Source organism: Lacticaseibacillus kribbianus, assembly GCF_020180945.1.
GTDB lineage: Bacteria > Bacillota > Bacilli > Lactobacillales > Lactobacillaceae > Lacticaseibacillus > Lacticaseibacillus kribbianus.
Window position 1 is genome coordinate 334702 of sequence record NZ_JAIPUL010000003.1, and the last position, 17996, is coordinate 352697.

A 17996-nucleotide genomic window follows, 5' to 3' on the forward strand; every position below is an offset into this window, starting at 1 on the left:
CCTTTGTAGAGGGCGACCGAGCGCGGGCTTAGCCGGTCGGGGGCCAGTGTATTCAGTTCAGTTCTGATGCGCGGCCCGCTTGAGCGCGCGCAGGCTGCTTTCGTCGTACGCGGTCTGCAGCCGCTGGCGCTGGGCGCGGGTTTCCTCCGGGCCCCAGCCCAAAAGGCGGGCCATCTCGGCCACGACAGGATCGGCGAGGACGTGGATGGTGTCGGCGGCGAACAGCAGGGCCGAGGTGCGCCGCAGCAGGTAGTCGACGGGGGTCATGGTGGCCTCCTCCTCCACGCAGTAGCGCAGGCTGGCGGTTTCGGCCAGCGACAGCCCCGGCGCCGCGCCGGCCGCCGCGTGGGTCAGGACGGCCGCGGTGTTGCCGCCGAAGCGCTCGGCCAGCTGGTGCGCGTCGGCCTCCGGCAGCCCAGCGGCCACGCCCAGCGCGGTGAAGTCCGTCATCGCGTCCTCGACCGCGTCGGCGGCGAAGTCCCCGCCGGACACGCGCAGGCGCGTCGAGTCAACGTCTTGTGCGCGGATGTCAAAGTCCGCGGCCAGGGTCCGCCGGATCAGCGCCATGGCGCCGGCGGCCATCTTGCGGTAGTCGGTCAGCTTGCCGCCGGCCAGCGTCAGGAGGCCGTCCGCCTCGGTGGTCAGGGCCGAGCCGCGCGAAACGGTCGACGGCGCGGCCGCGGCCTCTGCCGGCTCGAGTGCGGCGAGCGCCCGCTCCAGGTGGGCGCGGTCCATTTTGCCCGCCTGGTACGCCGTGACCGCGGCAATCAGCTTGGCCACGGCGGCGTCGGACAGGTGGTGCACGGCGCCGCCGTTGTAGTCATCGCCGCCGGCAATCAGCGGTCGCAGCCCGGCCCAGGACGCCTCGAGGTCGGCCAGGCGGACGCTGGCCTGCGGGAAGCGGGTGTTGATCACCCGCAGCAGGTAGTCGACGTCTGGCTGCTCGACGCGCGGCTGGCGGTAGTCGCCGCGGTAGTCGGTGTCGGTGGTGCCGAAGTACGTTTTGCCCGCGCGCGGCACGACGAAGATCATACGGCCATCGGCGAGCCCGGAGTCAAAATAGATCGGCTGGGGCACGTGCAGCACGCTGTCGTCGACCACCAGGTGCACGCCCTTGGTCGGCCGCAGCGTCTTGGTGTGGTCAAGCGCCGCGTCGGCCTCGCGCAGGTAGTCGGACCAGGGCCCGGTGGCGTTGAGGATCAGCCTGGCACGGACGGTGAACTCGCCGCCCTGCACGTGGTCGTGGACGCGCACGCCGTTGGCGCGCCCGGCGTCGTCGTGCAGGATTTCGAGCACCTCGGCGTGGCTGACCGCGGTCGCGCCGTGGGCCACGGCGGCCTTGACGTTTTCAATCACCAGCCGCGCGTCGTTGTTGACGTAATCGAGGTAGACGCCGGCGCCGGTCAGGTTGGCGGTCGCAAGGCCGGGCACCCGGTCGCGGACGGCCGCCGCGGTGAGCGTCGTGTTGGCATACGGCGGCCCGGTGATGCCGGCCAGCCGGTCGTACAGGTCCATGGCGACCTTGGCGGCAAAGGGGTCGAAGGTCGCACCGGGCTCGTCGTAGAGGGGCAACAGCATCGGGGCGGGACGGGGGATGTGGGGGGCGATGCCCTGGATCACGGCGCGCTCCTGCACCGTGTCGGCCACCACCCGGACGTCGAAGGTCTTGAGGTAGCGCAGCCCGCCGTGCACCAGCTTGGTGGAGCGCGACGAGGTGCCGGCGCCGAAGTCCTGCATCTCAAGCAGGCCGACCCTGAGATTGCTGGCGGCCGCCTGCAGGGCGACGCCGGCGCCGGTGATGCCACCGCCGATGATCAACAGGTCGAGCGGTTCGGCCTGCATGCGCTGAATCGCGGCGGGCCGGGTACGTGCGGAAAATGCCATCAACTGAGCCTCCTTCGTGACGGGACCGCCGACCCGGTGGCCGGCGGCGGGGTGTTGAATGCGTGCGGTTCAAAGATGATGATTGTTCAGACGCTGCGGGGTGCCCGGGACTGGAGACATTCTCCACTCGAACACACGGACAAACCGGCAGTGTCATGAAGCAGAAGGTGTTTACTTAGGTCGGCGTGAGTCGGCGGTTTTGAACACGCATGTAGGCGAAGGCTCGGCCGTGGTGGTGCTGGAGGTGGAGGTCCAAGGCGAGCCAGCGTGAGATTGCTGTTAGCCAGCCGGTTTTGCTGGCTTACAGCAAGGGCGGGTCGCAAGACCGAACTTTGGGCTTGCGGGAGCCCCACGCGTTCCGCCGCCTTGGACCGGAACCGGAAGCACCACCGCGGCCGGGCCGAAGCCGGGCCATGCAGCAGCGCCGGTTAGTGCTTGAACGCCATGGTGGCCTGGACGGCGGACTGCCAGCCGGCGTAGAGGTCGGCACGGCGGGCGTCGGTCATGGCCGGCTCGAAGCGCTTGCCGATCTTGGCGATGCGGTGCAACTCGTCCGTGTTCTTCCAAAAGCCCACGGCCAGGCCCGCCAGGAACGCGGCGCCCATCGCGGTGGTCTCGAGGTTGGCCGCGCGCTCGATCGGCGTGTTCAGGATGTCGGCCTGGAACTGCATCAGGTAGTCGTTGTTGGCCGCGCCGCCGTCCACGCGCAGGGCGGGGATGGCGATGCCGGTGTCCTTGTACATGGTGTCGATGACGTCGCGGCTCTGGTAGGCGAGGCTTTGCAGCGTCGCCTTGATGAAGTCCTCGCGCGTGGTGCCGCGGGTGATGCCGAACACGGCGCCGCGGGCGTCGGCGTCCCAGTACGGCGCGCCGAGGCCGGTGAAGGCCGGCACGACGTAGACCTCGTCTTGCGACTTGGAGGCCAGGGCCGCCTCCTCGGACTCGGGCGCGGTGGCGACGAGCTTCATCGCGTCGCGCAGCCACTGGATGGCCGAGCCCGCGACGAAAATGGACCCCTCAAGCGCGTAATGCACCTCGCCGTTGATGCCGTAGCCGATGGTCGTCAGCAGGTTGTTGGCGGAGGTGGTCGGCTCAAGGCCGGTATTCATCACGATGAACGCGCCGGTGCCGTAGGTGTTTTTGACCATGCCGGGCTCAAGCGCCAGCTGGCCGAACAGCGCCGCCTGCTGGTCACCGGCCATGCCCGCGATCGGCACGCCGGAGCCGTAGAAGTGGTAGTCGGCTGTCTGACCGTAGACCTCGGAGTTGCTGCGGACCTCCGGCAGAATCGCCTTGGGGATGTTCAAGAGCTTCAGGATCTCGTCGTCCCACTCGAGCGTGTGGATGTTGAACAGCATCGTGCGGCTGGCGTTGGTGTAGTCGGTGACGTGGAAGGCGCCGCCGGACAGCTTCCAGGAGATCCAGGTGTCGATGGTGCCGAACAGCAGCTCGCCTTTTTCCGCGCGCTCCTGGGCGCCTTCGACGTGGTCGAGGATCCAGCGAATCTTGGTTGCGGAGAAGTAGGCGTCGATCAAAAGCCCGGTCTTGTCGTGGATCATGGCGCCGTAGCCGCCGGCCTTGAGCTGGTTGGCGATCTCGTTGGTCTGGCGCGACTGCCACACCACCGCGTGGTAGATCGGCAGGCCGGTCTGCTTGTCCCAGATCACCGTGGTCTCGCGCTGGTTGGTGATGCCGACGCCGGCGACCTGCTTGGGCTGGATGCCCGAGTCGATGAACGCCGTGGCGATGGTGGACAGCACGGCGTTCCAGATCTCGTTGGCGTCGTGCTCGACCCAGCCGGGCTGCGGGAAGTACTGCGTGAACTCGCGCTGCGCGTCGGCCACCTTGTTGCCGTCGTGGTCGATGATCAAGGCGCGCGTCGAGGTGGTGCCTTCGTCGATGGCGAGGATGTAGTCGCCTTTTGTCGTCATGTTTGTTCCCCCTAGATTAAAAAGTTTGTGACATCGCTTACATTAATATGATAACGAACCGGGCCGCGGCGGGACAACCCAAAGGCCGATGCCGTTAACCCGGTTGACGGTCTTCCTAACTGTACCACGCGGCGGGTGAAAACGGTAACAAAACCGCCGCGGCGCAAACGAAAAAGGCCCCGCCCGGGATGGCACCGGGCAGGACCGTGGCAAGGCTGTGGTTGTGGTTGGGGCCGTGCACGTTCAGTCCGCCTCGGCGTGCCGGTTGCGCCACCACTGGTAGCCGGAGGTGGCGCCGAGCGCCGTGAACACCAGCGGCAGCACGACGGTTGTGACGAAGCCCTCGGTCAGCCGCCCGGCGCGCAGCAGCGGCTGACCGTAGCCGGGCAGCGTCAGTGCGCTCCAGAGCATCACGGCGCCGAGCGCCAGCCAGACCAGCCCCAGCGCGGCCGTCGCCAGCAGGCTTCCGTCCCCCTGGCCGGGCTTCAGGTAGGCGCTGGCCAGAATGAAGTAGCAGCTCAAAGGCGTCATCACTGCGAACACCAGGGTCAGCGTCCCGACGTACTGGCTGGCAAACAGCGGGTGCCCGAGCCAGGCGCTTGCCACGAGGTTCAGTCCCAGCAGGGCGATCAGGCCCCAGAAGCTGGCGGTGTACCCGCGCCGGCGCGCATTCAGTTGACGTTCATCGAACATGCAATCTCCTCCTTTGCGACCGCCGTGCGGTCAATCCTCCCAGAACAGGTCGTTGAGCGTCTGGTCCAGCGCGCGGCAGATGCTGCGGCACAGCTGGATGGTGGGGTTGTAGTCCCCCTTTTCAATCGCGCCGATGGTCTGGCGCGTGACACCGATCAGGTCGGCCAGCTCGGCCTGGGTCAGCCCGTGGGCCACCCGGGCCGCCTTCATCTTCGTGTTCGTCATGTGGCTCACCTCACCGGTATTGTAAGACATAAACAGCAAAATGACAATTATATTTAACTTTTGGTCATGGTTTGCGGCGCCGCGGCCCGCCGGCTATACTGGATGGGACAGACAAAGAAAACGGTACCGTGAGGGGAAAGATTAACATGGATGAACAGTGGCAGCGGCTGTATTCGGCGGCCAAGGCGGTGCTGGCCCCGCGCAACGTGTCGGATTACATCGAGGCGGGCGGCGTGGCGGCCGCCATCGCGGTGCCAAGCGGCGCAATCTACGTCGGCGTGTGCGTCGACACCGCCTGCACCCTGGGCGTGTGTGCCGAACGCAACGCCATTTTCAACGCGCTGACCCACGGCGAGAATCGGATCACCCGGGTGCTGGCGATCGGCGCGGACGGTCAGGCGATGGCGCCGTGCGGGGCCTGCCGCGAGCTGATGGCGCAGCTGATGCCGGGCGCGGCCAAGGACGTGCAGGTGATGATGGACTGCCAAAGCGGCCGCGTGGTCACGCTGGCGCAGCTGACGCCGGAATGGTGGGTGTAGGCAGCAGCCCGCAATCGATGACGAGACGAAGCAGCGGCCCACCCGTGATGAGGTGGACCGCTGTTTCGTTGTGCGCATTCAGTTGCCGATCACCGGCTCGCCGAGGTCGTCCAGGGCGGTGGCGAACAGGCGCAGGCGCTGGGCGTAGCTCGGGTGGTCGCTTTGCTCGGCGATCACCCGCTTGAGGTCGCTCAGGTTGTCGGTGATGATGCCGTCGACGTCCGAAAACAGCATCTGCGCCATGTCGCCCTCGTCGTTGACCGTCCACGCCCACACCTCCTGGTGCCGCGCGTGGACCGTGTCGACGAGCTCGGCGTCGAGCGTCGTCTCCTCGACGGTGTAGCCGGACAGGTCGGTCTGCGGCGCGACCAGGCTGAAGGGCATGATGAAGCCGGCGTACAGCTTCGGCACGCGCAGGTGCAGCCGCGCCATCAGCCGGTAGCTCAGCGAGTGGACGCGCGAACCGTCCTGTTCCAGGCGCTTGGCGTAGCGGCGGATAAAATGGTCCAGCATCTGCGGGCTGTCGCCGGGCGTGGGCTTGAGCTCGACAATCAGCTTCTGGTCCAGCTTTTCGGCCGCGGCCAGGTAGTCGTCGAAGCTGGCCAGCTTGGCCCGGTGCCCGTTCTCCCGCACGGTGACGGCCTGAAGCTGGGCCAGGGTCAGCTGGTGCGGGGTGCGGGCGACGCCGGCCAGCGCCTTGAGGTTCTCGTCGTGCAGCACCACGAACTGGCCGTCCTTGGTCTCGTGCAGGTCCATCTCGACGAAGTCCGGGTGCAGCGCCGCGGTTTTGCGCAGCGCCGGGATGGTGTTTTGCACCCCGTTGCCGGCGTCGACGCCGCGGTGCGAGATGGTCAGCGGGTGCTCGACCAGAGCACCGGTCATGTAAAAGGCGCCAAACGCCGCCATGATCACAATCACCGCGCCGCCGGAGCCGAGCACGAACGCGCGGCGCAGCCAGTGGTGGCGGTTCGGAATCGCGCGCGTCGCGGGCACCAGCCCGTCCGGCGCGACGAGAAACAGCAGGTACAGCACGCTCGCCGCGCCGCCGAGCAGGGTCTGGCCGGCTAGCATCAGCGTCAGGAGCACCACCGCCGCGGGAAAGGCAATCGGCGTGCGGTCAAGCACCGTCTGCAGCGCAATCAGGCCGCCGGACCACGCCCAGCCGACCAGCGTCGTCAGCACGGTCAACAGCGTCAGCTGCCAGCCGTAGCGCCACATTTTGCCCTTAGTCTGCCGCCAGGACTGGCGCGCCGCGACGGACAGCGGCTGGTCGCGCAGGATGGTGTTGGGCAAAACGCGGATCCACCGCACCCCAAGGTACGCAGCCGCGGCGTAGAACACGGCGACCAGCACGGCGAAAAGGGGCTTGGTCGCGAGCCACTCGAGGACGAAGGTCGGAATCTGCACCTTGTTGAGCAGGGCCGACTGCAGGACGACGCCGGCGAACGGCACGATCAACAGCAGGTAGACGACGAAGAAGCCGAAGCTCGAGGGGCGCAGGTGGCGCAGGTCGGCCAGACCCTCGCGGACGATGGCGCGCACGCCGCGGCCCTCGCGCTGCTGAATGCTGGCGATGCCGCCGAGCAGCACGGCGAACTGCAGGTAAACCAGCACCAGGAGCACCAGCAGCAGCCCGAGCAGCAGCGCGGCTGCGCCGGGGTGGTGCAGGGCGACTGCGACCAGGTTGTCGACGCCGAGGTAGGGGATGCCGCTTGCGCGCAGGATGCCGGCGGTGGCCCAGCGCATCAGGGGCACCGCGACGCCGGCGGTGGCGGCGGCCACCAGCTCGACCAGCAGCAGGTAGCTGCCCCAGCGGCTGGCGAATTCGCGCATCAGGGCGCTTATGTCTCGCAATGATTTCATCGTTTTGCCTCCAATAGTCCGATTATACCGCGCCGGCCAGGTCGTCGCCTCCCACCCGAGCATGAGAAAGCGCTAACGACAACCGGCGCGGACTGGGGTAAAATGGGCGTGATGGCAGTCGTGGGTGAGGTGTGGGCAGGGGCCCAAGGGGGATTGGAATGTTTTGGAGGCAGGCCGAGGCGGGCACAACCATTGGCAAGACGGGCAGCGAGGACGGCGTGATTCTGAGAGACGAGTTGTCCGCGGTCGGCCGCCTGACGCTTGAGCGCATCGATGGGGGCTACGCCATCACGTGCAGCCTCTACGGCACGCTGTTCCACACTGCCTGGGCCGACTCCGAAACCGCGGCCGACGACAAGTTCTGGCGCATGCGCCGCGCGCTCGAACAGGCCCCGGCCGACGCCGAGGGCCAGGGCGACTGGTGCGAGTGGTTCGTGAACATGTTCTGAGGCCGCAACCTGGCCCGCCTGCAGAGAAAGGGGCGTCCACCATGATCGGCCTAACCGGCACTTGCGCCACCGCACAAGTCTTCACCAATCTGGAGGACAGTGCGCGCGATGGCGCCTACATCCAAGATTCCGTCGAGGTCACCGACATCATCAAGCCGGTGTACAACTTCAAGGCATGAGCGCGTTGTGGCCGGAGGCGCTGCGCTTGGCCGCCCGACTCAACCGCGTGGGCATCACGCCCTACCTGCTGGGCAGCCTGGCCGCAGAGCGCGTGCTTGGGCGAGACTTTGCGCCGCACGACCTCGACTGGCAGCTGCGGAGCGCCGACCTGCACGCCTGGCGCCGCGTGACGGCGGTGATGGTCGGCGCAGGCTACCACCTGGTGGACCCGCACGAGCACGCCTTTCGCATGGGAAAAACGCTCGTGGCGTTCGGCGACGTGGAGACGCTGCCCGCTTACGCCGGCGTCGACTATCGCACCTTCACCCGGGTGACCGCGGGCGGCGCGACGCTGTGGCTGCTGACTGGGGCGCAGCTGGCGGCCGTGTACGCCGCCTCGGTCCACGACGACTGGCGCGCGGGCAAGGCCAAGGACCGCGCGCTGTGGGCCGCGCTGACGACAGAAGCGGAGGCGACGCGATGACACCAGGACAGATTGTGGTGCTGAACGGCCAGCCGCGGGCCGGCAAGTCCAGCATCGCCCGTGCGATTCAGGACACGTTTCCCGGTACTTGGTTGGCCCTCGGCGTCGACCTGCAGATGCAGGCGCTGCCGGCCGCCCTGCAGCCCGGCATCGGCCTGCGCCCGGGCGGCGAGCGGCCGGACCTGGAGCCGACGATTCAGCGCCTCTACGCCGGGCTTTTTGCCGCCATGGCCGGCTACAGCCGCGCGGGCCTGAACGTGGTGGCGGACCTCGGCATTCACGACGACTACAGCCGGCCGCTGGGCATCGGCGCGGCCATGCACCGCACGCTGACCGGCCTGCCGCTGACGGTGGTCGGCGTCACCGCGCCGCCGGCCGTCATCGCCGCACGCCGCCTGGCGACCTGGCACACGCTGCCCGAACCCGCCGTGCTGGCGCGATGGGCCAATGCCACCGCCGCCACTCCGGTTGACCTATGGATCGACACCGAACAGACGCCTGCCGCGCAGGCCGCGGCGGTGATTCGCGACTGGCTGAGGAAACACCGGGGGTTCGAGCTGGATTGAGCGACTCGCTCACCCGAGCACCGAGCAGCTGGACGCTCCCTGCCCCACGGCTTATCGTCTGACGCTACGGCTTCTGTGAACCACGCAGCCGCACAGATTAATCCGCACGACGCGCACTGCTTCCCCGTGCGTGTGGCGTGGTGTATTGTCAAGGAGAGACCAATGAACCTAGTTGAAGAGAAAAACAAGTTTGAACAGAATTTTACCTTGGTTGACGCCGCAATCCTGAGCTTCAAGGGGGTTGACGGGTTCGATGTGTACAACTGTTCGCAGCCGTTCCTGTACCAGGGAGATGCCTACCTGTTCGGGCGCGTCGAGCGCCGCGGCGAGTGGATGCGGTCTTGGATTCGACTCTTCAAGCGCACGGCGGTTGACGAGTGGACCCTGGTGCCGGATTCGATGATCTACACCATGGAGGATCCGTACATCAGCATCATCGGCGACGAGATTGTTATGGGCGGCACGCACGTGAAGCTCGATCAGAGCAGGCTGGACACCTACTTCACGGACCTGTACCGCGGCAAGAAGCTGGACGACCTGTTCTACTTCACCTCAGGACCGGATTACATGAAGGATATTCGCCTGGTAGCGCTCGCGGATGGCCGGGTTGGGGTCTTCTCTCGCCCGCGCAGCGAGGATGTTTTGGCCAAGTACGGCAGCGAATCGATGGTCGGCTTCACGATCATCGACTCGCTGGCGGATCTGTCGGGCAAGGTGATCGAGGAGGCGGACTACCTGCCAGGGTTGTTCAGTGACAACGAGTGGGGCGGCTGCAATCAGGCGTTCCTGCTTGAGGATGGTCAGATTGGCGTCCTGGGTCACGTGTCCTTCACGGATCCGGTTGCCAAGACGGCGGTGTACATGAACATGTCGTTCGTGCTGAATCCAAAGACCCGGGAATACGCCGACTATCACCTGATTGGCACCCGCCACGCCTTCCCAGCCGGGCCGGCCAAGAAGCCAAAGCTCGTGGACTGCGCGTTCACGACGGGGATGGTGCCACGCGCCGACGGGTTGGTCGATCTGTACAGCGGGCTTGGCGACACGCTTGAAGGACGGACGGCAATTGCCTATCCATTCGAGGGCCACGGCGACATCATCTGCGCACAGTACAAGATTCAGTAGTTGGCGCTTGGATGCCGATGGTGGCATCCTTGTTTTGGCGATGGCTAAAGAAACCTCAGCGCGACACGCTACGACTTGGTCTCAATAGGAGGCTTGAACATGATTGAGCGACTCGATAACCCGAGCGCCGAGCAGCTGGACGTGCTGATGGCCATCTGGCTGGCGGCCAACCTGGACGCGCACGCCTTCGTGCCCGCCAATTACTGGCGTGATAACGCAGCGGCCGTGCGCGTCGCGCTCCCCCAGGCGACGCTGTACGCGGCGAGCGTTGACGGCACCATCGTCGGCTTTGCCGGCGTGCAGGTCGGCTACCTGGCCGGTCTGTTCGTCGCGGCCACGGCGCGCAACCGCGGCGTCGGCCACGCGCTGATGGCCGCGCTTCAGGCCGCTTACCCGCGCCTGACCCTGAGTGCCTTCGCCCAAAACACCGGCGCCGTGCGCTTCTACCGCCGCGAGGGCTTCGCCATCACCGCCACCCAGCCGGCGGCCGACCTGCCGGGGTTGGTGGAACACAAGATGACGTGGGTGCGGGGGTAGGCCAAAACCGTGCTGCACCCGAAACGAGGACAAACAGCGGCCCGAGCCCCGCACTCGCAAGTGAGTGTAGGCCTCGGGCCGCTGTTTTGGTATCGCAACAAAATTTTACGGTGCAAAGGACGTGTGGCGTGGATTCATCATGCCGAGACACCGAGGCGCGATCGCGCCGGAACCCGGCCTATGCCGCCTGGCGCTTCTTCAGCGCCACGTAGACACCGTTGAGGATCAGGCCGCACGCGGCGATCACGATTGCGACGATGAAGGCCTTGGTGTAGTCGCCGCCGTTGGCGAGGCTGACGGCCACCTTGGGCCCGAAGAACGCGGCGATCGAGTAACCGCAGAAGATGATGCCGTAGTTGACGCCCTGGTTGACCGGGCCGTAGTTTTCCATGACCATGGCCGGGAAAATGCCCATCACCCCGCCGAAGCACAGGCCGAGGATGATGACGCCCAGCGCGAAGCCGAAGGCGGAGCGCACGCCGACCAGGATCAGGAAGGCGATGATGATGACGCTCAGGATAATGGTCAGGGTGCGGTTGCGCCCGAGCTTATCGGACACGGTGCCCCAGACCACGCGGCCCGCGCAGTTGCTCAGGGAGTAAAGGCTGACGTAGAAGGCGGCGACGCCGGCGGTCAGCTTGAACATCTGCTGGCCGATGACGGAGGCGTTGGAGGCGATCATCAGCCCGGAGAAGGCACCGGTGAACATCATCAGGAAGATCAGGTAGAAGAACGGGGTGCCGAGCATCGCGCGCCAGTCGCGGTTGGCCGGGCCGGAGCCTGTGCGCTTGGCCGGCGTGTAGCCCTCCGGCAGGTAGTCGGCCGGGGCGGTCTGGATGAAGAAGCTGGCGATGACAATCACGACCAGGTAGACGATGCCGAGCACGCGGAAGGCGAACAGGGCGTCGTGGCTCTGGATGAAGGCGTTGGCGATCGGCGCGGCGATGATGGCGGCGCCGCCCATGCCCGCGGTGATGATGCCGCTGGCCAGACCCTTTTTATCCGGAAAAAGCTTGATGGTGTTGCTCAGGCAGCCGGAGTAGGCGAGCCCCTGGCCGAGGCCGGCGAGCACGCCGTAGGTCAGGTACAGCACGGTCGGGCTGGTCGCCAGGCCGGTCAGGAAGAAGCCGAGGCCGAACATCAGGCCACCGACGGCGATGGACCACTTGGCCCAACCGCGGTCGGTGAGAAAGCCGCCGAGGATCATGGGAATGGGGCTGATGGCGGAGTTGATGGTGAAGGCCAGCATGATCTCGCTCATGCTCCAGCCCTTGCTGGCCGACAGCGGCCCGGCGAACACGGAAAAGGCGTAGATGGCGCCGGTGCACAGCAGCACGGCGGTGGAGGCGATGAGCACCTGCCAGCGGTTAATGCGGTGATTGGACATATTTTTTCCTCCTGTGAGGCGCGGCCGAGGCCGCACGGATTGCGGCGCGGGCCCGGTGCGCGGGCAACGCCGTGTGAATGATGGCAAGGCGGGCGAACCCGCCGGTGAATCTGTTACTTCTTGAGCTCGGAGACGGCGGTGACGCCGGCGATGCGGCCGAAGGTGAAAATGTCGGAGAGCGAGTTGCCGCCCAGCCGGTTGCCGGCGTGGATGCCGCCGGCAACCTCGCCGGCCGCGTACAGCCCGGCGATCGCGTGGCCGTCCTCAGCCAGCACGTGGGTGTGGGTGTCGATCTTCAGGCCGCCCATGGTGTGGTGCATCGCGGGCTTGCGCGGTGTCGCGTAGAACGGCGCCTTGACCACCTTGAGGTCGAACACGCTCTTGCCGAACTCGGGGTCCTCGCCCGCGTCGACGTAGCGGTTGTAGTTGGCGATGGTGGTCGTCAACGTGGCCGGGTCCATGTTCAGCTGACGGGCGAGGTCCTCGAGCGTGTCGGCACGGAAAAGCGTCCCGGCTTCGACCTGCTTGTCGAGGCTCTCCTGCGTCGTGTTGTACGCGGTCTTTTTGATCTCGTCGTCGGCGATCAGGTAGAACAGCCCGCCGTTGTCGATGGCGGCCTGGGTCAGCTGGTCGCGGCTGCCGTACTCGTTGACGAAGCGCTTGCCTTTTTGGTTGACCATGATGAAGTTGGCCGGCGGCACCTGCAGGCCGGAGAACAGCGCCCCGGTGTTCGGGTCGGAGACCGGCATCATCTGGGTGAAGCCCATGCCGACCAGGGCCGCGCCGGCGCTTTCGCCCAGGCGGATGCCGTCGCCGGTGATCGCCGGCGAGTTGGAGGTCTTGATGTCGTCTTCAATCTTGGTCCAGTAGGTGTTGTACTGCTGCAGCATCTTGGTGTTGGCCCCGAACCCGCCGGAGGCCAGGATCACGGCGCCGGCGTGGACGGTGATGGTCTGGCCGTTGGCGCCCTTGGCCACGACGCCGGTCACGCGCCCGTCCTCGATCAGGAGGGACTCGACCGGGGTGTCGGTCATGATGGTGCCGCCGTTGGCCTTGACGAACTTAGACAGCGCGGAGATGTAGGCGAAGCCGACGGAGCCCTCCGGCTTGTGGCCGCGGCGCCACAGCGCGCCGACCGGCATGGTGACCTCGGTCTTGTCGAAGCTGACGCCGACGTCTTCCAGCCACTTAACGGAGTCCAGCGCGTGGTCGGTCAGGATCTTGACCAGGTCGTACTGGCCGTAGATGGTGGTGCCGTTCAGGTCCGTGCGCTTGCCGCCGAGGTAGGTCTGGATGCGGTACAGCAGCTTGGAGTCGAACAGGTAATCGGCCTTGCCGGCGAGGTAGTCCTTCAGCTGGGCCTGCAGGGCGATGAAGTCGTCGCGGTACTCCGCGTCGATGGTCGCGGGATCGGTGGCGGCGAGCTGGGCCAGGGTGTGGTTTTCCCCCGGGTTGGCCGGGAAGCTGTTCTGCCATGCCGGGTCCGGCGCGTTCATCGGCCCGCCGGCGCGGACGGTGTTGCCGCCGGCGGCCGGGAACTTCTCGAGCACGAGGGCGGACTTGCCGGCCTGCAGCACCTTGGCGGCGGCGGTCAGCCCGGCGCCCCCGGCCCCGACGATGGCGACGTCCACGGTCAGCTCGCGGTCCTCATGGTCCAGGGCGCTCGGCGCCTTGGGCCGGTTGCGTAGCACCTCGGGATCGGCGCCGGCCAGCCGCACGGCCTTGGCCACGCCGTCGATCACGCCGCGCGAGGTGACGGACGCGCCGGACAGGATGTCGACGTTGAGCGTCTGGCCCTCGATGATCTGCTTGGGGATGCGGGCGAAAACGACGCTGGCGATGCCGGCCGTTTCACCGGAGCTGTCGATCTGGATGTCTTCGATGCGATCCTTGGACAGGGTGACGGTCATCGGCAGCGCGCCGTTGTGGCCCACAGCCTCGACCTCGAAGTCGCCCGGCGTGAAGGTGACGTCCTCCGGCTCGTTGAGCTGGTTGGCCACCTTGGTGAAGCGCAGGAAGCGCGAGAAGCAGCTGTCCAAGAAGTCGACGGTCCGCGGGTCCTTGAGTGCGCCGTCTTCGGTGAAGGCGTTCTGGGCGCTGCCGAGCAGGAACTCGGAGCCCGGCATCACGGTCGCGTCGACGCCCGGGGCGTCGAGGATCTGGCGCAGGTGCAGCTGGGCGCGCGAGGAGCCCTGCGGCTGAACCGAGGCGCCGACGATCATCACGGGCTTGCCCTTGAACGGCTTGAAGTCGCAGGACAGCCACTCGATCAGGCTCTTGAGCGCGGCCGGAATGGAGTGGTTGTGCTCCGGCGTCGCGATGATCACGCCGTCGGCCGCGGCGATGGCCTGGTTGGCCGCGACCACGGCGGCCGGTGGGGTGGCGACTTGCGCCTCGTTGAACAAAGGCACGCCGGTCAGCGGCAGCAGCGTGATCTCGGCCTGGGACTTGAAGTGCCCCTGCATGAAGGTGAGCAGCTGGCGGTTGTAAGAATGCGCGGCATTGGTGCCGGCGATGGCGATGAATTGCATGACGGATCCTCCTTTGTGTTACTTATCCCAAGCGAACTGTTTGTGCTGCTGCGTCTGGACGCTGCGGCCCTTCAATAGCTGTTTGGTTATCTCGACGAATTCGAGGAACTGGGCGACGTACTCGTCCAGCGCGGCGGCGTCTTCGGGTTTGGCGAGGTCGCCGTCCGCCGTGAAGGCCTGCTGCGAGTGGGCGAGCAGGAACTCTGCGCCCGGCATCAGGCGAGCCTTGAGCTCCGGGGCGTCGAGAATCTGGCGCAGGTGCCCCTGGGCGCGGGAGGTGCCAAGCGCCCCGTATGAGGCGCCGACGACCAAGACGGGCTTGTCGATCAGTGGCCGGTCGGTGTAGGACAGCCACTCAAGCAGGCTCTTGAGCGCGGCGGGGATGCTGTGGTCGTACTCCGGGGTGGCGATGATCACACCGTCGGCCGCGGCGATCGCGGCGCTCAGTTCGGCGATGCCGACCGGGGCCCGGTGGTCCTCCGGCTCGTCGAAGGCGGGGAAGTCCGCAATCTCCTGGATGGTGATGGTGGCCTGATTCTTGAAGTGGCGCTGCATGTACTGGAGCAGCTGGCGGTTGGTGGAGGTCGGGGCGTTGGTGCCCACAATTCCGATGAGGTTCATGGCAATCTTCCTTTCGGTGTTCATGAGTGAGCATGCTGCCGTCGCCGGCCCCGCCGCGCGCCGACCGGGCGAACCGGTTGCGGGGCGCGGCGGACGGGTGGTGGTCGCCAGCAAGCTTTTCGGGCGTCAGAGCACCTGGACCAGATGCGGCGACAGGCGGCGGCAGCGGTTACACGTTATCTTCAGTGTAGGAAAGCCACGTTAGATTGTGAAATATTTATTTTACTATCGGGCGGTAGCTGTTTTGTTATAATGACCCTCGGGAGGTGGTTTCATGGCGCAACTAGAATCGCTGGACATGCTGCAGTACTTGGACATGCTGCTGAAGCACGGCAACTTCACGAAGGCGGCCAAGAGCCTGTACATCTCGCAGCCCTACCTGACGCAGAGCATCAAGAAGGTGGAGCGCGAGCTGGGGGTCACAATCATCGATCGCAAGGCGACGCCGCTGGCGCTGACCGAGCCCGGGCGCCTGTACTACCAGTACCTCAGCACGCTGGAGGGGGAGCAGACCCGCTTCCAGAAGAAAATGACCCAGTACGCTGAGCCCGACCGCACCATCCTGCGCGTCGGGGTGCTGGCCAGCCTTGGCACGTACCTGCTGCCGCTGATGCTGCCCGCCTTCTTGGCCGCGCACCCCAAGGTCGACGTCGAGCTGTTTGAAGCCGTGCCGGCCGTCAACGAGAAGCGGCTGCTCAACCACGAGCTGGACTTTTTCATCGGCCAGAACCCGGAGACCCTGCCGGCCAGCCTGGCCGTCAACGTGCAGGGGCGCCACGGCTACGTGGCCATCATCCCCGAGACCTCCAAGCTCTACCAAAAGGGCGCTGGACGCCTTGCGCCGGGCGCGGTGCCGATTCGCGCACTGCTGTCCGAGCGGCTGATCCTGACCCGCCACGGCTCCGCGATTCGCCGCCAGGTCGACTACCTGATCGCCAAGTACAAGATTCGCCCGCAGGTGGTGCTGGAATCCGACAACATTTTCACCAGCGTCGCCCTGGCCAAAACGGGCCTGGGCGTGACCTTCCTGCCGGAAAGCGTGGCGACCGGCGCGCTCGACGGCCGCTTCAACGTCTGCCCGCTGCCGCTTTCCCTTCTGTCTTTGGACTACTTCATCGCCTATCGCGCCCACCCGCTGACGGCGGTCGGCGCGGACTTCGTCGCCGCCTTTGCCTCCCAGGTCGCCGCGGACATCGCGCGCACGTGCCCCGAAGCCAAAAGCTGATGGGCCGGGCTCCGGCGCAGTTGAGCGCAGCGTTCGCGGGGGATCACTGCTCGAGATGCAAAACACGCTGCCCACCGGAGTCAATTCGGTGGGCAGCGTGTTCTTTTTTTTATTCTCAGACGCAGTGAGGTGGCTAAGTCCGCATTGCTCAGTCTTAGTCAGCGCTGAGCCCGCAAGTCAACGCCGGTTCGTCCTGTCAGGTCCGGCCCTGGCCTCAGACGACCAGCCCCTTCAATCCATCAGTCATTGCCATGTCGCCGGCCTGCGTGATGACCACGGCGTCGAGGTCCGGCACCTGGTTGAGGCGGGCGATGATCGCGGCCGCCGGGGTGGCGAAGAGGTGGGTGGTCCACAGCTCGCCGTCCAAGGACTGCGCCGAGACGATGGTGATGCTGGCCAGGTCGGTGGCGATCGGGTAGCCGGTGTGGCGGTCGAGCACGTGGTGGAAGCGCCGGCCGTGCCAGGTCAGGCTGCGCTCGTAGATGCCGGAGGTGACCAGCGACCGGTCCTGGATGCGCAGGGTCAGCGCCTGGTTGCCGCGGGGCAGGAACGGATTTTGGATGCCGACGCGCCAGGCGCCGTCTTCGTGGTCGGGCGCTTGACCGAACGTCTTGACGTTGCCGCCCAGGTCGATGAAGCCGGCGGTTGCCCCGGCAGTTTGCCACATCGCGGTGATCTGGTCGGCGAAAAAGCCCTTGGCCAGTGCGCCGAGGTCCAGCTTCATGCCAGGGACCGGGAGGAAAACGGTGCGGGCGGCCTCGTCCAGCTCGATGGCCGCCGGGTCCACCAGCGGCAACTTGGCCGCAATCTCCGCGGCATCGGGGTGGCGGGCGTTGGCGAAGCCGATGCGCCAAGTCTGAACCAGCGGCCCGATGGCGATGTCAAGCGCCGAGTGGGGCACCAGGCTCTGCTCGCGGCCGATGCGAATCAGCGCAAACAGGTCGGGCGCGACGGCGACGGGCTGGACGCCGGCGGCCCGGTTGACGGCGGCGAGGTCGGAATCGTCGGCGTTGGCGGAGAAGCGGTGCTCGTCTTCAATCAGCGTGGCTTCGGCTTGGTCCAGCAGGGTGTCGGCTTCTTCGGCCTGGACCCAAAGCGTGATGACGGTGCCCATGAGGTGCAGGGTGCGAGTGGCAATTGGCATGCGCGGCCTCCTTTTCGTGCGTTTGACTCCAGTATAGCCGCCGTAAGCCCGCCGTCAATCGCCGCACCGGCCGCGCAACCGCTTGCAAAACGCGCTATACTGGGGGCAGGAGGCGAGCACATGAGTTCATTAGAGGAAAAAGCGGCGCAGCACCGGCTGGCCCAGCTGGGCGGGCCGATCAACCTGGTGCGACCGCTGGCGGCCGCACAGCTTGAGACCTACTGGGACGCGATTCGTATCGGCATGCCGACCGTGACGGCGACGCAGGCGACCTTCACCGCGGATGACACGCTGGGTGCGGCGCACCCCGTGGCCGTGGCCCGTGAAGCCGAGGCCACCGTCCCTGCGGCGGCGGGCGTCGGCACGCCAGGCACCGCGCGGACGCAGGTGTTCGGCGCCACCACCAGCGGGCGCGCCGTCGCCGGCAGCTCGCAGACGGCGGAACCGGCCGACGCGGCGGCGGTGAGCGCACTGGTGACGGCCGCCGCAAGCGCCGGCGCCACGGGCTGGCTGCTGCAGGACGAGGGCCGCGCCGCGATGCTGATCCACCAACCGGCGGCGGACCTGTTGATCGTCTGCAGCCAGCTGGTCTGCCGCAGCGCCGACTGCCACTGCTGGTGATGCCGAGTGTGG

General features: G+C 66.6%; 18 protein-coding genes. 9 read left to right on the plus strand and 9 right to left on the minus strand.

What is annotated here, in order from left to right; translation table 11 throughout:
• Window positions 1–57 precede the first annotated feature (57 nt).
• From glpO to LE416_RS10800, 4 genes are all read right to left on the minus strand, one after another.
• Entirely contained in the window at window positions 58–1884 is a 1827-nt protein-coding gene (glpO, locus tag LE416_RS10785; RefSeq protein ID WP_225048635.1) for a type 1 glycerol-3-phosphate oxidase, read from the minus strand.
• Between the two features lie 428 nt (window positions 1885–2312).
• Window positions 2313–3815 carry a glycerol kinase GlpK gene (glpK, locus tag LE416_RS10790; RefSeq protein ID WP_225048637.1) on the minus strand — a complete coding sequence of 501 codons (1503 nt, stop codon included), beginning with the start codon at window positions 3813–3815 and terminating at the stop codon, window positions 2313–2315.
• A gap of 243 nt (window positions 3816–4058) precedes the next feature.
• Window positions 4059–4508, minus strand: coding sequence for a hypothetical protein (locus tag LE416_RS10795; RefSeq protein WP_225048639.1), 450 nt, complete (start codon window positions 4506–4508; stop codon window positions 4059–4061).
• Between the two features lie 30 nt (window positions 4509–4538).
• The gene (locus LE416_RS10800; RefSeq protein WP_225048641.1) at window positions 4539–4733 is read right to left on the minus strand and encodes a helix-turn-helix transcriptional regulator; all 195 of its coding nucleotides are present in this window, start codon (window positions 4731–4733) and stop codon (window positions 4539–4541) included.
• A gap of 146 nt (window positions 4734–4879) precedes the next feature.
• On the opposite strand from LE416_RS10800, the gene LE416_RS10805 reads away from it, so the two are divergent.
• Window positions 4880–5272 carry a cytidine deaminase family protein gene (locus LE416_RS10805; RefSeq protein ID WP_225048642.1) on the plus strand — a complete coding sequence of 131 codons (393 nt, stop codon included), beginning with the start codon at window positions 4880–4882 and terminating at the stop codon, window positions 5270–5272.
• A 78-nt stretch (window positions 5273–5350) separates the two neighbouring features.
• Here the strand turns inward: LE416_RS10805 and LE416_RS10810 are convergent, their stop codons facing one another.
• Window positions 5351–7135, minus strand: a complete 1785-nt coding sequence (locus LE416_RS10810; protein WP_225048643.1) for a glycerophosphoryl diester phosphodiesterase membrane domain-containing protein — start codon at window positions 7133–7135, stop codon at window positions 5351–5353.
• Between the two features lie 158 nt (window positions 7136–7293).
• Between LE416_RS10810 and LE416_RS10815 the strand changes: the two genes are divergently transcribed.
• The 6 genes from LE416_RS10815 to LE416_RS10840 all read left to right on the plus strand — a co-directional run bounded on the left by LE416_RS10815 (window position 7294) and on the right by LE416_RS10840 (window position 10455).
• The gene (locus LE416_RS10815) at window positions 7294–7584 is read left to right on the plus strand and encodes a hypothetical protein (RefSeq protein ID WP_225048644.1); all 291 of its coding nucleotides are present in this window, start codon (window positions 7294–7296) and stop codon (window positions 7582–7584) included.
• 41 nt (window positions 7585–7625) lie between these two features.
• Window positions 7626–7763: a hypothetical protein gene (locus tag LE416_RS10820; RefSeq protein WP_225048645.1), complete on the plus strand. Its 138-nt coding sequence runs from the start codon at window positions 7626–7628 to the stop codon at window positions 7761–7763.
• Window positions 7764–7789: 26 nt separating this feature from the next.
• Window positions 7790–8227: a hypothetical protein gene (locus LE416_RS10825; RefSeq protein WP_225048648.1), complete on the plus strand. Its 438-nt coding sequence runs from the start codon at window positions 7790–7792 to the stop codon at window positions 8225–8227.
• A complete protein-coding gene (locus LE416_RS10830) occupies window positions 8224–8793 on the plus strand; it encodes a phosphotransferase-like protein (protein ID WP_225048650.1) in 570 nt (189 codons plus the stop codon). Before LE416_RS10825 ends, LE416_RS10830 begins: the two co-directional genes overlap by 4 nt.
• Window positions 8794–8955: 162 nt before the next feature.
• Window positions 8956–9918: a DUF1861 family protein gene (locus tag LE416_RS10835; protein WP_225048659.1), complete on the plus strand. Its 963-nt coding sequence runs from the start codon at window positions 8956–8958 to the stop codon at window positions 9916–9918.
• A gap of 99 nt (window positions 9919–10017) precedes the next feature.
• Window positions 10018–10455 (plus strand): GNAT family N-acetyltransferase, encoded by a 438-nt coding sequence (locus LE416_RS10840; protein ID WP_225048667.1) that lies wholly within the window; start codon window positions 10018–10020, stop codon window positions 10453–10455.
• Window positions 10456–10633: 178 nt separating this feature from the next.
• Here the strand turns inward: LE416_RS10840 and LE416_RS10845 are convergent, their stop codons facing one another.
• From LE416_RS10845 to LE416_RS10855, 3 genes are all read right to left on the minus strand, one after another.
• Window positions 10634–11842, minus strand: coding sequence for an L-lactate MFS transporter (locus LE416_RS10845; protein WP_225048668.1), 1209 nt, complete (start codon window positions 11840–11842; stop codon window positions 10634–10636).
• A gap of 113 nt (window positions 11843–11955) precedes the next feature.
• Window positions 11956–14373 (minus strand): flavocytochrome c, encoded by a 2418-nt coding sequence (locus LE416_RS10850; protein ID WP_225048669.1) that lies wholly within the window; start codon window positions 14371–14373, stop codon window positions 11956–11958.
• 18 nt (window positions 14374–14391) lie between these two features.
• Window positions 14392–14994, minus strand: a complete 603-nt coding sequence (locus LE416_RS10855; protein WP_225048670.1) for an NADPH-dependent FMN reductase — start codon at window positions 14992–14994, stop codon at window positions 14392–14394.
• Window positions 14995–15268: 274 nt separating this feature from the next.
• On the opposite strand from LE416_RS10855, the gene LE416_RS10860 reads away from it, so the two are divergent.
• Window positions 15269–16219 (plus strand): LysR family transcriptional regulator, encoded by a 951-nt coding sequence (locus LE416_RS10860; protein ID WP_225048680.1) that lies wholly within the window; start codon window positions 15269–15271, stop codon window positions 16217–16219.
• A 214-nt stretch (window positions 16220–16433) separates the two neighbouring features.
• Here the strand turns inward: LE416_RS10860 and LE416_RS10865 are convergent, their stop codons facing one another.
• Window positions 16434–17363, minus strand: coding sequence for an FAD:protein FMN transferase (locus tag LE416_RS10865; protein WP_225048681.1), 930 nt, complete (start codon window positions 17361–17363; stop codon window positions 16434–16436).
• Between the two features lie 120 nt (window positions 17364–17483).
• Here LE416_RS10865 and LE416_RS10870 point away from each other — a divergent pair, with 120 nt between their 5' ends.
• Window positions 17484–17984, plus strand: a complete 501-nt coding sequence (locus LE416_RS10870) for a hypothetical protein (RefSeq protein WP_225048682.1) — start codon at window positions 17484–17486, stop codon at window positions 17982–17984.
• Window positions 17985–17996 lie beyond the last annotated feature (12 nt).

Excerpts from the sequence above, each read along its gene's own strand:
- LE416_RS10850 (WP_225048669.1), bottom strand. The coding sequence starts at position 14,373 with ATGCAATTCATCGCCATCGCCGGCACCAATGCCGCGCATTCTTACAAC.
- LE416_RS10845 (WP_225048668.1), bottom strand. The coding sequence starts at position 11,842 with ATGTCCAATCACCGCATTAACCGCTGGCAGGTGCTCATCGCCTCCACC.
- LE416_RS10795 (WP_225048639.1), bottom strand. The coding sequence starts at position 4,508 with ATGTTCGATGAACGTCAACTGAATGCGCGCCGGCGCGGGTACACCGCC.
- LE416_RS10800 (WP_225048641.1), bottom strand. The coding sequence starts at position 4,733 with ATGACGAACACGAAGATGAAGGCGGCCCGGGTGGCCCACGGGCTGACC.
- LE416_RS10865 (WP_225048681.1), bottom strand. The coding sequence starts at position 17,363 with ATGCCAATTGCCACTCGCACCCTGCACCTCATGGGCACCGTCATCACG.
- glpK (WP_225048637.1), bottom strand. The coding sequence starts at position 3,815 with ATGACGACAAAAGGCGACTACATCCTCGCCATCGACGAAGGCACCACC.
- LE416_RS10840 (WP_225048667.1), top strand. The coding sequence starts at position 10,018 with ATGATTGAGCGACTCGATAACCCGAGCGCCGAGCAGCTGGACGTGCTG.
- LE416_RS10860 (WP_225048680.1), top strand. The coding sequence starts at position 15,269 with ATGGCGCAACTAGAATCGCTGGACATGCTGCAGTACTTGGACATGCTG.
- LE416_RS10820 (WP_225048645.1), top strand. The coding sequence starts at position 7,626 with ATGATCGGCCTAACCGGCACTTGCGCCACCGCACAAGTCTTCACCAAT.
- LE416_RS10855 (WP_225048670.1), bottom strand. The coding sequence starts at position 14,994 with ATGAACCTCATCGGAATTGTGGGCACCAACGCCCCGACCTCCACCAAC.
- LE416_RS10805 (WP_225048642.1), top strand. The coding sequence starts at position 4,880 with ATGGATGAACAGTGGCAGCGGCTGTATTCGGCGGCCAAGGCGGTGCTG.
- LE416_RS10835 (WP_225048659.1), top strand. The coding sequence starts at position 8,956 with ATGAACCTAGTTGAAGAGAAAAACAAGTTTGAACAGAATTTTACCTTG.
- LE416_RS10830 (WP_225048650.1), top strand. The coding sequence starts at position 8,224 with ATGACACCAGGACAGATTGTGGTGCTGAACGGCCAGCCGCGGGCCGGC.
- LE416_RS10815 (WP_225048644.1), top strand. The coding sequence starts at position 7,294 with ATGTTTTGGAGGCAGGCCGAGGCGGGCACAACCATTGGCAAGACGGGC.
- LE416_RS10870 (WP_225048682.1), top strand. The coding sequence starts at position 17,484 with ATGAGTTCATTAGAGGAAAAAGCGGCGCAGCACCGGCTGGCCCAGCTG.
- LE416_RS10810 (WP_225048643.1), bottom strand. The coding sequence starts at position 7,135 with ATGAAATCATTGCGAGACATAAGCGCCCTGATGCGCGAATTCGCCAGC.
- glpO (WP_225048635.1), bottom strand. The coding sequence starts at position 1,884 with ATGGCATTTTCCGCACGTACCCGGCCCGCCGCGATTCAGCGCATGCAG.